Source organism: Pandoraea faecigallinarum (genome assembly GCF_001029105.3).
GTDB lineage: Bacteria > Pseudomonadota > Gammaproteobacteria > Burkholderiales > Burkholderiaceae > Pandoraea > Pandoraea faecigallinarum.
This window is the reverse complement of the sequence record NZ_CP011807.3, coordinates 3,462,716-3,475,866: the sequence shown is the minus strand read 5'-3', so window position 1 is coordinate 3,475,866 and position 13,151 is coordinate 3,462,716. Positions and strand designations below refer to the sequence as shown.

General features: G+C 59.2%; 17 protein-coding genes. 16 read left to right on the top strand and 1 reads right to left on the bottom strand.

Annotated elements, in window-relative coordinates; translation table 11 throughout:
• Nucleotides 1–2,895: 2,895 nt before the first annotated feature.
• Nucleotides 2,896–3,597 (bottom strand): S24 family peptidase, encoded by a 702-nt coding sequence (locus AB870_RS15210; protein ID WP_053059396.1) that lies wholly within the window; start codon nt 3,595–3,597, stop codon nt 2,896–2,898.
• 516 nt (nt 3,598–4,113) lie between these two features.
• Between AB870_RS15210 and AB870_RS15205 the strand changes: the two genes are divergently transcribed.
• The 16 genes from AB870_RS15205 to AB870_RS15150 all read left to right on the top strand — a co-directional run bounded on the left by AB870_RS15205 (nt 4,114) and on the right by AB870_RS15150 (nt 13,093).
• Nucleotides 4,114–4,353, top strand: a complete 240-nt coding sequence (locus AB870_RS15205; RefSeq protein ID WP_047905366.1) for a DUF7249 family protein — start codon at nt 4,114–4,116, stop codon at nt 4,351–4,353.
• A gap of 10 nt (nt 4,354–4,363) precedes the next feature.
• On the top strand, nt 4,364–4,561 hold the full coding sequence (locus tag AB870_RS15200; RefSeq protein WP_053059395.1) for a hypothetical protein: 198 nt from the start codon (nt 4,364–4,366) through the stop codon (nt 4,559–4,561).
• A gap of 175 nt (nt 4,562–4,736) precedes the next feature.
• Entirely contained in the window at nt 4,737–4,937 is a 201-nt protein-coding gene (locus AB870_RS26440; RefSeq protein ID WP_157112353.1) for a hypothetical protein, read from the top strand.
• Between the two features lie 116 nt (nt 4,938–5,053).
• A complete protein-coding gene (locus AB870_RS27555) occupies nt 5,054–5,449 on the top strand; it encodes a phage antirepressor KilAC domain-containing protein (protein WP_047905365.1) in 396 nt (131 codons plus the stop codon).
• A gap of 26 nt (nt 5,450–5,475) precedes the next feature.
• On the top strand, nt 5,476–5,637 hold the full coding sequence (locus AB870_RS26435) for a hypothetical protein (protein WP_157112352.1): 162 nt from the start codon (nt 5,476–5,478) through the stop codon (nt 5,635–5,637).
• Between the two features lie 169 nt (nt 5,638–5,806).
• A complete protein-coding gene (locus AB870_RS26430) occupies nt 5,807–5,980 on the top strand; it encodes a hypothetical protein (protein ID WP_157112351.1) in 174 nt (57 codons plus the stop codon).
• Nucleotides 5,981–5,991: 11 nt separating this feature from the next.
• A complete protein-coding gene (locus AB870_RS15190) occupies nt 5,992–6,213 on the top strand; it encodes a hypothetical protein (RefSeq protein ID WP_157112350.1) in 222 nt (73 codons plus the stop codon).
• Nucleotides 6,210–6,596, top strand: a complete 387-nt coding sequence (locus tag AB870_RS15185; protein WP_047905363.1) for a hypothetical protein — start codon at nt 6,210–6,212, stop codon at nt 6,594–6,596. Before AB870_RS15190 ends, AB870_RS15185 begins: the two co-directional genes overlap by 4 nt.
• Nucleotides 6,597–6,722: 126 nt before the next feature.
• Nucleotides 6,723–6,995: a hypothetical protein gene (locus AB870_RS15180; RefSeq protein ID WP_047905362.1), complete on the top strand. Its 273-nt coding sequence runs from the start codon at nt 6,723–6,725 to the stop codon at nt 6,993–6,995.
• Nucleotides 6,995–7,684, top strand: a complete 690-nt coding sequence (locus AB870_RS15175) for a hypothetical protein (RefSeq protein ID WP_047905361.1) — start codon at nt 6,995–6,997, stop codon at nt 7,682–7,684. The genes AB870_RS15180 and AB870_RS15175 overlap by 1 nt, the downstream gene beginning before the upstream one ends.
• A gap of 159 nt (nt 7,685–7,843) precedes the next feature.
• The gene (locus AB870_RS15170) at nt 7,844–8,509 is read left to right on the top strand and encodes a DNA primase (RefSeq protein WP_237169956.1); all 666 of its coding nucleotides are present in this window, start codon (nt 7,844–7,846) and stop codon (nt 8,507–8,509) included.
• A 224-nt stretch (nt 8,510–8,733) separates the two neighbouring features.
• Nucleotides 8,734–9,768: an AAA family ATPase gene (locus tag AB870_RS15165; RefSeq protein ID WP_237169955.1), complete on the top strand. Its 1,035-nt coding sequence runs from the start codon at nt 8,734–8,736 to the stop codon at nt 9,766–9,768.
• Nucleotides 9,769–9,773: 5 nt separating this feature from the next.
• Nucleotides 9,774–10,001, top strand: a complete 228-nt coding sequence (locus AB870_RS26425; protein WP_157112349.1) for a hypothetical protein — start codon at nt 9,774–9,776, stop codon at nt 9,999–10,001.
• Nucleotide 10,002: 1 nt separating this feature from the next.
• Complete coding sequence (locus tag AB870_RS15160; protein WP_047905358.1) at nt 10,003–10,425, top strand: hypothetical protein; 423 nt, start codon at nt 10,003–10,005, stop codon at nt 10,423–10,425.
• A complete protein-coding gene (locus AB870_RS15155) occupies nt 10,422–10,676 on the top strand; it encodes a hypothetical protein (RefSeq protein WP_047905357.1) in 255 nt (84 codons plus the stop codon). The genes AB870_RS15160 and AB870_RS15155 overlap by 4 nt, the downstream gene beginning before the upstream one ends.
• Nucleotides 10,673–13,093 (top strand): DNA polymerase, encoded by a 2,421-nt coding sequence (locus AB870_RS15150; RefSeq protein ID WP_047905356.1) that lies wholly within the window; start codon nt 10,673–10,675, stop codon nt 13,091–13,093. The genes AB870_RS15155 and AB870_RS15150 overlap by 4 nt, the downstream gene beginning before the upstream one ends.
• Nucleotides 13,094–13,151: the final 58 nt, after the last annotated feature.

Sequence of the window (13,151 nt, the reverse complement as noted above, 5' to 3'; positions counted from 1 at the left end):
CGCCGCCGACTGGGGTGACAGTCCGCTAGCCATGACAAATTTTCTCTGATTGTGACACGGGTCAGGGGCAAAACTGAAATGCCTTTTCGTAATGTGAATGCTTGGGTCTTATATAAGACTGCCACGGAAGTCCCCATCACTCCGTCGAAAACCCCGCAGGCAGGGGTGGACGTTCGGCAAATCGAGATATTCCAGTGGATTGCGCTGATGATTTTTGCGATTGCGACTTTCATTTAATAGTAAAAATATATGAAATGCCGATGCGCTGCCCGTTGGCTGGGCGAGAGCGATGTCGCCGACGCCAGCGATGTGACGGTCGGAGTTCGCGCTGGCTGGCGGGGAGAGGTTTGCCCTTGAACAGCGCCCGACGCGGCGGCCTCGGAAGGCATCATCTTCAGGCGCGGTCGGCCTCTGCGACCACCGGAGCTTGCAACGTTGCGTGGGTTGGTTGTTAGTGGGGGAGGGGATTCAAACGACCGGGCACGCGTAGCAAACGTGACATGATGGGGGTACGTGTATGCGCCCATCGACAGTTTGCAGATTCCCGTGCGGAATGCAAAAAGGGCCGACGTGTCGTCGGCCCTTCGAATCTGGTGGGTGGTACAGGGATTGAACCTGTGACCCCTGCCGTGTGAAGGCCCCCTTCGCGTCCACGCTCCGCGCAGCCGCTCCTGCTCTACCGCTGGGTTGCTAACATCGGTGCAAATCCGCGCAAATCCCGGTGGCTTGTCTCACTATTGGCTCGGCAAGTCTCAAAATTATGACCCCTGCCGTCGCCCCTGTGCGACTCGGCAAACTGTACCTATGCCTTTTTCTGTAGTCAACAGAATTGTCTCTCGGTATCTCGTGGCTCGTAGCACTTCAAGGCGACTCTTTCTTCGAGGTCAATTTGCGACGGTATAGCTCATCCAGACCGGCTTTCGTTAGACTAATATACCCGGCTGTTGATCGGGAGAAGTACCCCCGCTCAATCAAGGTCTCCATTGTTTTATGGAGGTCGACGCTTTTAATGAACGGGCCAACCACCTCCTCAATTCGGCCTATGGTCATAGGCGGTAAACTCGGGGTCCACGATTCAAAAATCCATTCCTCGCTCCCCGTCAGGGGAGTGAATCGTGGCGACCACTTTATCGAGTGGATCGTCTTTGCGGCCGCAGTAGCACCTAGTCGCCATCCCCGTGCAGCTATGTCGCACACTAGCACCGTGACTGAAAAGACCGCGACCAGCCACGCAATCCAACGCCATTCAACGGGTACGCCCGCGCCAACGTCCGACCCGAATAATTGGGCTATGCGGGGTAGATTGAGTGCGGCAACGCTCGCTATGAATACTCCGAACGTTGCGATGTTTGCTTTGGATAATTTATCGAACGCCTTCAATACCGCATCGACTATCTGACCCATATTCACTCGCGCCCCCGTACAGTTTTGTCGGATGATACCGCGATGGCCCTGATCAAATGAGAGTGCGCTCTTGGGGCGCGGTCGGCGACAATGAGGGCTACGACGATGGCTACAAGCGACCCGATGAGGGAGCCGAGCAGCGTTTGCCACTTGTTCAGGAATTCAATGAGACTGCTAGTCGTTACCATCGGCAGATCTTGTTGGTGACTGAGTAGGCTGAATCGTATCTGAACCGGACCAAATTTTGCTGCGATTTTCTGCGGGGATTGCGCCGCTCGCCACGAGTCGGTTTCCCCCATGCCGGGGTCGGCTGGATGACTGTCCGGTTTCTGGCCGGGGGACGGTGCCGGGGAGCGGGTGCGGGGATGGCTGACGGGGCTGTGACTGCCCTGCAAAGGCAGGGGCCGGAACCGGCGACCATGACCGGCTGACGGGGCGGGGAGTGGGGCTGTACTAGCTGGGCGAGACAATCCGGGACACGGGCCGCTTACAGGGGCTGTGCTGGTTTACCGGTTGCTGGGTGTAAGTTGGCATTACCGGGCCAGTGCCGGGCCATTGTGCGGGCTGTACGCACGTCTATCCGCCTGTATCCGGGCGAGCGGTAGGCTCGCGTCTGTGGTTCCGTCGCATTGAACGCGTGCGTGCGAGTGCGGCATCTGTTTCTTCTTTTCCGGCTGGGCGGGTGCGTTGGGCGGGGACAGGACGCGGTTGATTGGTGCCGTTCCTATTTCGGTTCCCTAGAAAGACACAGAAACCATGACCGGTATCTGTCGGCCTGACGAGCGGATGCGAAGGCCAGCGCAGCTAGGCCGGTCAGGGAAACATAGACAGGGAGCGGGGACAGGACGCCGGGATAGGATGAGGTGAACAGGACACCACACAGGAATACGTCACAGGTCAGCAACACATGACCGAACACAGGGCAGCGGGTACAGGGAACCGGGCGGGGGAGAGCGACCTACCAAGAATCACAGGTGCTGGTATGAGACGAGCCTGACAGATGCAGGGCACGGGGAGCCACTGCGTAGTAAGCACTCCGTACGGATATAATGACAGGCCGCCGAGGGCGGGCCGGTACAGGAGCCGGTATATAAGATCAGCGAGGGGAGGTCACTGTATGGGGATGGGGCAGAATGAACAGGAAGCGCATTCTGAGGTGCCTTCCGGTGACACCGGTAATCGGTGGGCTACCACCGCGTGGCGTGCCTTTGGTGTGGGCCTCATGTCCGGGGTTTGGGGGTTGGCCCGTGTGGTCATTCCGCCCACCTACTTTAACAAGCCGATAGACATTATCGCAGTTCCTTTCTTTCACTTTACGGTGATGTTCTTGCTCTACGTAGCGGTGTCTGCGTGTTACCGGGTGGTCCGGGCTGTTTACCAAAACCGCATCCGTATCGCTCATGTAGCGAGGGGCGGTGTTCGTATCGCTAATGGGCGTGTGAAGCGAGCGGTGTCTAGACTGGAGTCGGAGGGGCGGGACTGATCTTTAGCTCACAACTGCCGACCGAACCAGACAACGCGGCCAACGACGTTAAACCCGGCCCGCTGGTCGTCGTCTTCCTTAACGGGGACTTCGAATGGCGGGTAATCGGGGTTGTCGGATATAACTTGCAGCCTACCGCCCGGAAGGCGTTGCAGACGCTTCACGAGTAGTTCACCGTCCACCGTAATCAAAAATATCCCATCGGTGGCGGCTGTATCGGCTCGGTTAATCAGGATGTTGTCCCCGTCGAAAAGAACATCCTCCATAGAGTCGCCCTTAACGCGAAGGACGCTCAAATCCTCCGGCCTTGCTCGCAAGTAGTTCTCCACCCAATGACGGCGGAATGCCATCGTGAACCGGGCTTGCGCCTCGTCTCCCAGCCAGTAGCCCGTACCCGCTGATGCGCAAGCATCGTAACGCGGGATGTAAACGAACTCGTCAGTATTTGCTGGCGTGGTATCTGCTGAATGGCGCGTGCTGTAGTTAGCATTTCCTTGCTCGCTGTCGGCACCTAATAGCCAGTCAACCGTTTTCCCCGTTGCTTTGCTGATTGCGAGTAGGCCGTCCGCCTTCGGGATGCTTCCTCGCTTGATGGTCTGCATCGTCCCTTCGGTTATGCCCACCTTCCGTCCCCAGCTATACAGGTTGTCATGCCCGATGGCCGTGAACAGGCGCTCTATGAACGCAGCCGCCGTTTGAGTTTCGCTCATGGTCGTCGTCTATCTGTGAGTTGGTCGTGACGCAAAGTATACATGCATATGCTGGGCGCGGTGAGTGGATGCTACCAGCATTTGATAATTTTTCCCTATCGCCATCATTTGGTGATTAAAAATCAGTATTTGATGGTTAGCATTTGCTTGTTTAAAGTTCGTCTCACGGTGCAGCAACAAGCAAAAGCTAGTTCGGCACCAGCAACACAGCAGCACCCGCCCGGCAGTGCGACCGGGGTTCTCGGGACGGTTCTTTAACAATTCGGTGCGTGAACGCTCACCGGCCTGCGGGCCACGGGCTAGTAACCGTATGTCCACCACGGGACACGAGACAGCCGGTAGCACCGGCACGTGGCGCGGCATTGGGCGGTTTCCTTCGAGTATTGCTCAGTGCCACGAGATAGAAACATTGGAACGGCGCATTGGTGCATCCAGTGCCTCTATCTCGATTCACCCGGGATTCCGGGATATCTGTCATTTATAAATTTAGTATTCCTACGTATAGGAGATTCGACCATGAGCGGAAGCAAAGGTTACAACGGCCACAAGAATTGGAATCACTGGAACGTGTCCCTGTGGATCAACAATGACGAGGGGCTGTACAGGGTCGCGCAAGAGTTGGTGCGTGACTCGGAGAACAAGCAGGTAGCAGCCGCCTCGTTACTGGCCCATCTGAACGACAACGGCGTCCACACCACACCGGACGGTGCGCCGTACAGCGTCAGCAGCATCCGTGCTGCGATGGTTGGCATGTAAGGGGGGCATCATGATCCACGAAAAGACCGTGTACGTGACGCGAGGAAAGACCTTCGACAGCCGCGAGAAAGCCGAAGGGCACCGCGTCGATCTGATCGGGGAGTTTTTCAACCTTGCTCCCGTCGTTTTGCATCCGCGAGAACGTATCCGCATTGTCGAGTACGTCGCGGCAAACCGTGCCGCGTTGGCTGGCCTGCTTGACTACTAAGGGGCCGCAATGTTCAGCACATACAAAGGCTTCCGAATCGCAAAGGGGCGGTGCGCAATCAGCTACAGCGTGCGGGTAGGCGGGCGTACCCGTTGGGGCACTCTTGCCGAGGTGCGGCAGGACGTTGATGACTTCCTCGCGGGCCGTCTCGCGGTGGCAAAGGCGGGGTGTGGTCATGCGTGAAGAAGCAGACATCGTGCACGAGAACGCGACCCATTGGGTTCACTGCAAGGGGGTGGGGCGGTTCGAGGTCTACCGCAAGACCACCACCCATTCCGTGCGATGCGCAACCTTTCATTTTAGTCATGACGCTTCGTACGCCCTGTTCCGCGCAATTGCTGATGCGGATTCGCGTGACGCCGCATGTCTCGCGTGAGGGAGTTTCTCTAACACAACTTCTAGAGAAAGATCACCTAGTAGCGGCTTACAAGGTAGCCGAGAATCGACTTGCCCTGCGAGTGAGTAGGTAAGTCAATCAACGAAGGAGAGCAGATGCAGCTTGTACATAGCGACTCCGGTCGCGTAGGCGGTGGCTTTATGAGGTTCCGTGAACGTGCCGAGCAAGGCGAAGCGATAGGCCCACAGCAAACGCACATGCTGCGGGCGTTCACGCGGCTTGCGGACACGACGGGGACGTTGTGCATCCGCGATGCAGCAAACGTGTTGGTTGTGCGCCCGCTTGAATTGACGGCGTACCTAGAGTCTCAGGGCTGGATATACCCGCACGGTGACGAGTGGCGTGCGAATCAGGAGCGCATCACTTCGGGGTTGCTGACGCAGAGGGAGATTCCTGTGCGGCTGGAGGGGCGAGGCAGAACGCAAGTCCGTATTTCGCAGAAAGGCATTACCAAATTGGCGCAGGCGTTCGAATGCCTCGCAGCCGCTTGAACTAAATTCAATCCACAGGAGAAGCAATGCAACACAGCACGAAGCAGCGTCCGTACCAAGGTAAGCCCGCCCGCAACGTCGGTTCCGCAGTCATCACGTCGGTTACTCGCCGCTCCCCGCGCTTTATCGAGCAGTCTGCAATGGCGTCGGCATTCGCCAAGTCCGTCAACCTCACGCCCGGAAAATGACGCCACGAGTTCGCATCGTCACACACAACGGCAAGGTAGTTGCAGCGTGTATTTCCGGCCTTGTCTCCCCGATTCGCACATCGGTCTTGATTCGACGTAACAGGGCGGTGAAGTAGCCAACGCAGTACAGAATTTCGGAACACGTCCCATCAATTTAATTAGGAGTTCTATGCATATTGTCCGTACCCTCAATTCGGTAGGCGGCACCCGCCCCGGCCGACAGTACACGCGCAAGAAGAACCGCGCAGCCCGCGCCATCGGCTTCCCGTCCCACGCGGCCTACGTGCAGCACCTGCTGGGCCGCATGCTCGCCAGCCGCATCGGTCTGGAAGGGGGCGCGTAACCGTGGGCGCGATGGTTCTCAGTCGCTTTCACGTGGAAGACGCCGAAGGTAAGCGCGTCTCCCGCTTCTACAACAACAAAGCCCCGGCGACTACCTGCCTGAATCGCGGTGGGTATCCATTCTTGTACCCGTCCCGCAAAGACACCACTGGTTGGGTCGTGATCGAAACCGTATTCGAGTACGCCCGCACCGTCACCCATACCCCGAAGCAACCGAAGGAGAAGACGCAATGACGCAAGCCCAACCGAAGTACAAGCCGTTCGACCTCGAAGCCGCCAAGGCCGGTGCAGCCCTGATTACCCGTGACGGCCGCGCTGCGCGGTTCGTCGCTTACGTGCCGGAGGAGCCGCAAACGTTCCGCGTGCTTGCGCATGTTACCGGTGAGCGCCACACGATGCACTTCTGCGACAACGGGGCTTTTCTTAGCGGCGAGGAAAACCGGCGCGACCTGTTCATGGCCCCGACCAAGCGCACGGTGTGGGTGAACCTGTACCGGGTCGGGGAGTGGGTTGAGGTCGGTAGCCTGCGTGCCTATGACACAGAGGCAGAAGCGCGACGCTACGGCGATGCGGCCCCCAAAGCTCTCGCTACGCTGCCGCTGGAGTACGCGGAATAACCGGCGCAGCCGAATAGGTTGCATAAGAGGAGAAGCAGCGCGGCTTCTCGTAGTGAGCAGTAACTAGCGAAACTCACCGACCCAAAAGCGCGCATCCAAGGTGTGCGCACTCTGAAAGGAATCCACATGAAATTCTCGAAGCATCTGGCCCGCGCTACGCGTGCCGTCCACCAGTTCGCCGTTTCCCTGCATATCAAGTCGCTGCGCCTCACGGTAGCCGCTGCCGAGGCGAAAGCCCGCGTACGCACTACGGAAGCCGATATCGCCTACAGCGTCGCTAACGCGGCCACCGATGCCGCCTTCGATGCCGATATCACTGCCGCCAAGGCCCGCGTCGCGGCGCGTGACGTGAAGCAGGCCGCACAGGCTGAAGCCAAGCTGATCGGCGGGGTGCTCTGATGACGAAGCAATTCAAAATCGGTGATCGCGTTCGTTGTGTGAGTGAGAGCGTCCGCCTGAAGCGTGGGGCAGTCTATACCATCGCCGGACAGACCGGCATCTACGTTCAGCTTCTGGAGACCGGCAGAACCGACTACTACGCCAGTCGCTTCGAATTGGCCGATGAGTCGTACTCGCCGCCCCCGCCGTCCAAGTTCAAAAAGGGCGACACGGTACGCTGCGTGTCCAGTGCGTCGTTGTACGGGAACAAACTGGAGGCTGGCGATGTTTACAAGGTAGAAGCAGTCAGCCGAGACCTTGTGCGTGTTGAGGGGGTCAATGCGCTTTGGCTTCATTGCCGATTCGAACGCATTACGCCTACCGCGACGAGCGGCGAAGCCCGCAAGGCTCGTGGTCAAGCAGCAGCGGCACGCCGTGCCGGTTCCGAGTGGGCGGCCCGCGCCATTGCAGCGCTGAAGCTGTTCTGCATGGAGAGCTACAAGCGCGGCGTCACTCGTGTGACTCTGGATGAATTCCGTGCCGCCGGGCGTGTGGACGAACCGGAAAGCGCGAATGCGTGGGGATCGCTGCCGCGCTCTGCGGCACGTCTCGGATTCCTTCGAGACACGGGCCATACGATGAAAGCGGGCCGTGAGAAGGCGCATGCGCGTCTGGTCAAGGTGTGGGCCATTCAGCCGCGAGCACTTTGATTGCTTCCGCCGTCCGACTGGCTCGCTAAGGCACAGGAGCTAGACGAAGGCCGGTCAGCCCGTGTAGGGCATGCCTGCGGCCCCGGACGCGTACTTTCCATCCGCCACGAGGCGCACCGCTGGAGCGCGTATTGCTTCCGCTGTGGTGAGCCGGGAATCGTGGACAAGCCGACGGAAACGCTCGGTGAATGGCTTGCTCGCCGCAAAAGCGAGCGCGAAGCCGATGAGGCGCTGGCCTCAAGCGTCACTCTGCCAGTACCAACCAACTTCGATATCGACTCATGGCCCGAGGAGGCACGCGTCTGGCTGTACAAGGCCGCGCTGGGCAGACCGGAGATTGAGCGCGTCGGTGCGTATTTCCACGAGCCGTCTGGTCGCGTGGTGCTGCCGGTGCTTGATGGCGAGCGGGTTGTGTACTGGCAGGGCAGGGCGATGGGCTGGAAGCCCGACGACCCGCGACCGAAGTACGTGAATCCAAACGTAGACCGTAGCCGCCTCGTCGCCAAGTACGGCACGGGCCGGGTGCTCGTGCTGACTGAAGACATTCTGTCGGCCTTCCGCGTCGGGAAGCACACGGAGGCGTGGTCGTTACTCGGCACGAAGCTGCCCGAGCCGGTCGCGGTTCAGATCGTCAGCCGGGGAGGGCCGGTGCTCGTGTGGCTAGACCCTGACTGGCAGTACCCCGCAGGCAAGCGGCCCGGCGTCATCGCTGCGCGGGCCATCGTCAAGCAACTCACCGGCTACGGTGTCAATGCCCGATACGTCTTATCGCGTGCTGACCCGAAGCTACTTTCTGACAGGGAGATACGCCGATTCTTGACGTAACACTGCTGCGTATTCTTCGCACCCGTGAGGAGTACGACCAGCTACACAGAGCGATACCCGACAAGGGCATCGATATCAAGACGAAGACCGTTCTAGCGGATTACGGCGCGTACTTCGCGGAGCATCCGACCGCTACGAAGATCGACACGGCAGCGTTCCAGACGTTCTTCGCGCTGCGTCACCCGAAGCTCAACGAGGAACAGCTTGCGCTGTACGGCGCGACGTTGCGAGAAGCTGCGGAGCCTGCACCGCCCGGTTCAACGGACGGTATCCGCAACCGGCTCGCAGAGGTAGCTACATCGAACCGGCTGGCCGCATTGATCGACGGGTACGAGGCCGGTGAAGTTGACCTGACGGCAGCACTGCGCGCCGTTGCGGAGCGGCACGAGAGCATCGTGCAGCGCACCGTAGAGCACCCGAAGGTGAAGGATCGCATCGAAGACATTCTGTTGGCCGAGGCGAACGACACCGGGTTTCACTACGGCATCGCATGCATCGACGCTTCGATGAAGCCACTGCGTTCCGGGGACTTCGGGATCATCGCGGCCCGTGTCGATAGCGGGAAGACCAGCTTGATCGCCTGTCTGCTCGCAGCGTTCGCGCCGCAGGTAGAGCAGCTATTTCCCGGCCAAGGTCGAACGATCATCGTGCTGAACAACGAGGGACCGGGACGGAAGATCAAGCAGCGCTTCTATAACGCGATGCTCAAGGCCACGACTTCGGAACTCGTCCGATGGTCACAAGACGGTTCGATCTACGAGCGGTACGTTCAAGCGCAGGGCGGGCGCGACCTGTTCTACGTGTTCGACGTGCACGACTTCACGGTGAGCCAGCTTGAGGACATTGTGCGCGACGTGAAGCCCGCTGTCGTAGTCGTGGACATGCTGGACAACGTGTCGATGGATCAAGGCGCGGCCAACGGCGGTACGCGAACCGACCAGTTGCTTGAGGCGATGTACCAGCGCGCCCGAATTTGGGCAGTGAAGTACGACTGTGCCGTGCTCGCCACGTCGCAGTTGAATGGAACCGCCGAAGGCGAGTGCTTCCCGAAGCAGAACATGCTGGCGAACAGCCAGACCGGTAAAGCCGGTGCTGCCGACTTCATTCTGATGCTAGGCCGCTCCAGCGACCCCACCCTTCAGAACACGCGGTTCCTTTCCCTCCCGAAGAACAAGAAGCGACGCGACGGCGCGGCAGGCGACCCTCGGCGCGAGGTGTACTTCGACGCAGGTAAATCGCAGTTCAATGACCCGGAGTAATCCGATTGCGACCCACTGAAATCTACAACGCCCCGTCCTTGGTGAACGGGGCAGGGACCACTACATCCCCGACGACGGCAACGCTGATGGAGCGCCGCGACGGTACGCCGTTGCTCGTGCTGCGACAGAAGCCGGTCAATCGGGATGACATGGACGACGACGATATCGTGGCTCTGGACGAGTCCGCGATGCAAGCCATCTACAAACGACTGCATACCCACTTCGGAAACTGACATGGACAAGAACATCGCCGCGCTTCTGCGTGAAGGCATTCGCACCGTTAGCGTGCGCTTCCAAGGTGCGCCGCTGGAAAAGACCTACATATACGTGACGGACCTTGTGCTGCTTGCCGGGGATCGTGCCGTGGTTCAGGTCGCTGAGAACTACAAGGTTGTCGAAGTGGTTGAGCAGCACAGTGACTTGCGAATCGAGCCGAACAGCGAGCATCGCTACCAGTGGATCGTGAGCAAGGTTGACCTGAAGCAATACCAGACGAATCTGGAAACGAATCAGCGCATCGAGCGCACTGTTGCAGACGCTTACCAAGCCAATCTGCGCCGGGGCTATCAGGAGCAGGTGCTTGCTGGCCTCCTCCCGGAAGCGCAGGCCGAACTGCTGGCGCTGACCCAGCCGAGAACCATCGTGGAGGTCGCATGATCGCTTTCCAGAAACCGACGCCGCCGTGCGTTGAATGCAAGCACTTCCGCAAGGCGCAGATTTATGTACATGCGGGCTACGGGATTTCAGCGCAATGTCGGGCGAACCCAACCCGCAAGCCTGACCATGTGAACGGCGGTGAGGACGTGTACTACACGACTGCATATTCGGCGCGGAAGGGGGAGCACTGTGCATCGTTCGAGCAGCGTCCCAAGTTCAGCATCCTGAAATTCTTCGGGCTGCCCGGTTGAACTACACCGTATGGGACATTGAGTCTTCGACCAAGACGGAATACAAGCGCAAAGCTAATCCGTTTTCGCCGGAGAACTATGTCGTATGCCACGGATGGTGCCGGGGGAAACTCTCCGACCAAAATCTGAACTCGTCAGGTGAGCGCGTTTTCGGCGAGTACTTCCCTGACGGCGACACCCAAGAGGCGCGGGTAGCCGCCTGCAAGAACCTGCCGAATGATTGGTTCACGAAGCTGCTGGCCGGTACGAAGTTGCTGGTCGGTCAGAACATCAAGTTCGACCTGCTGTACGCCATCGCTAACCCCAACTCCAATGCGCAGGCCAACCTGTCGGCGTGGATGGATTTCGTGGCTGGCGGCGGCATTGTGTGGGACATTCAGCTTGCCGAGTATCTACTGGCAGGGATGGAGCAGTCCTCGCACATGCTCGCGTTGGACGAGATTGCCCCGGCCTACGGTGGCAACGTCAAGCTCGATGAAGTGAAAGCGTTGTGGGAGGCGGGGGTTCAGACCATCGACATTCCCGAAGACCTGCTGATGCGCTATCTGGTCGGACGTACCGATGAGGCGGGGCAGTGGGAGCACGGTGATATCGGCAACACCGAACTCGTGTTCCGGGCGCAGTACGAGAAGGCCAAGGCAAACGGTCAACTCCGCAGCATCCTCCTGAATATGGGCGCGCTCATCTTCACCATCGAAGCCGAGCGCAATGGCATGTACGTCAACACGGAGCTAGGCCACAAGCTCGCCGGGGAATTGGCCGAGCGACTGGCCGGTGAGTTGACGACGCTCTCGGCGTTCCTGCCGGATGGCCTACCGTTCGAGTTCAACTGGAATAGCCGCTTCCACAAGTCTGCCCTGATTTTTGGCGGCAACGTCACGTACGAGGCCCGCGCCCCGGTGCTGGACGACGCCGGTCAGCAGGTCTATGCACAGAAGGAGGAGACGCACTACCTACTTGAAGACGGCACAACCGCCAGCTTCGAGAAAGTGGAGGCGCACGGACTGGTGGTTGCCACGTTCGCGGGCGGCAAGAACAAGGGCCAGCCCAAGACGAAGAAGGTCAAGGTCAACGACCTCTCCAAGCCGAAGTCGCGGATGGAGAAGTTCATCTACCGGTTCGACGGCTTCACGGAGCCTGATGCGAAATGGGCGGGCAGCGATCCGGGTGTGTACTCCACGTCGTCCGAAGTCATCGAAGAACTCGGCAGCCGGGATATCCCGTTCCTGAAGTCGCTCGCAGCAGTCCAGGCGATGACGAAGGACTTGGGTACGTACTTCATCCGGTACGACGAGAAGAAGGGGGAGCACGTCGGCATGCTCACGATGGTGCAGTTGGACAGCATCATCCACCACATGCTGAACATGACGAGCACCGTCACGGCCCGCCTGTCGTCCAGCAACCCGAACCTTCAGAATGTGCCGAAGGGGCAGAAGTCCGATGTGAAGCGCATCCTCGCTTCCCGCTGGGGCGACGACGGTGTGATTTGCCAGTCCGACTTCTCGTCGCTGGAAGTCTACATCCAAGCCATCCTTACCCATGCGCTTCAGCTTATCGAAGACTTGCGAACAGGCAAGGACATGCACTGCGTGCGTCTGGCTGCGAAGGAGCACATGGAATACGACGAAGTGTTCCACAAGTGCAAGGTCGAGGGCGATCCTGATTGGGATTACAAGCGCACGAAGGCCAAGGTCTTCAGCTTCCAGCGTGCCTATGGTGCAGGCGTCAAGACGATTGCCCGGTCCACCGGTATGTCCGAGGACGAAGTGCAAGCGCTGGCCGACGCAGAGGATGCACGCTACCCGGAAGTCAACGCGTTCTTCGACGCTATGACAACTACGCTCAAGAAGGGGCGGCGACCTACCGGCAAGGTAGTGGCTCACCCCGACATTCGCGGCCTGACGGTACAGCTTGGCAAGTCGTATTACAGGACGCCGGACGGTAAGCGCTACTGCTTCTACGAGTCTCCCGCTCCGAAGTTCCTAGCCGAGCGTGGGCAACTCGCGTCGTTCTCGCCTACGGAAATCAAGAACTATCCGGTTCAGGGATCGGGCGGCGAATGGGCCAAGGCCGCGATGTGGTTGTCAGTCCGCGCCTTCTATCACTTCAAAAACTTCGACGGCCTCGCGCTCCTCGTGAATCAGGTTCACGACGCCGAGTACGGCGACTTCCACAAGAGCGTTGCGGCGAAGGCTGCGGCCCTCTTGCACGTCTGCATGGAAGAAGCCAGCACGTTCATGGAGTGGTGGTTCAAGTGGGAACTGCCCATCGGTGTGCCGAGCGACACCGTTTGGGGCGCTTCGATGATGGACGAAGAAAAGATCACCGACCCGGTGTTCTCGAAGGCATGCGACGCGCTGCGTCCTTGGCTTCGTAAGCGATTCATCGGCGGCCACACCCCCTCGTGGCAGCACTAAAGCTCTACATCTTCGGTGCGGAAGCACTGGTCGCGATTCTCATTCTTCTACAAGGATA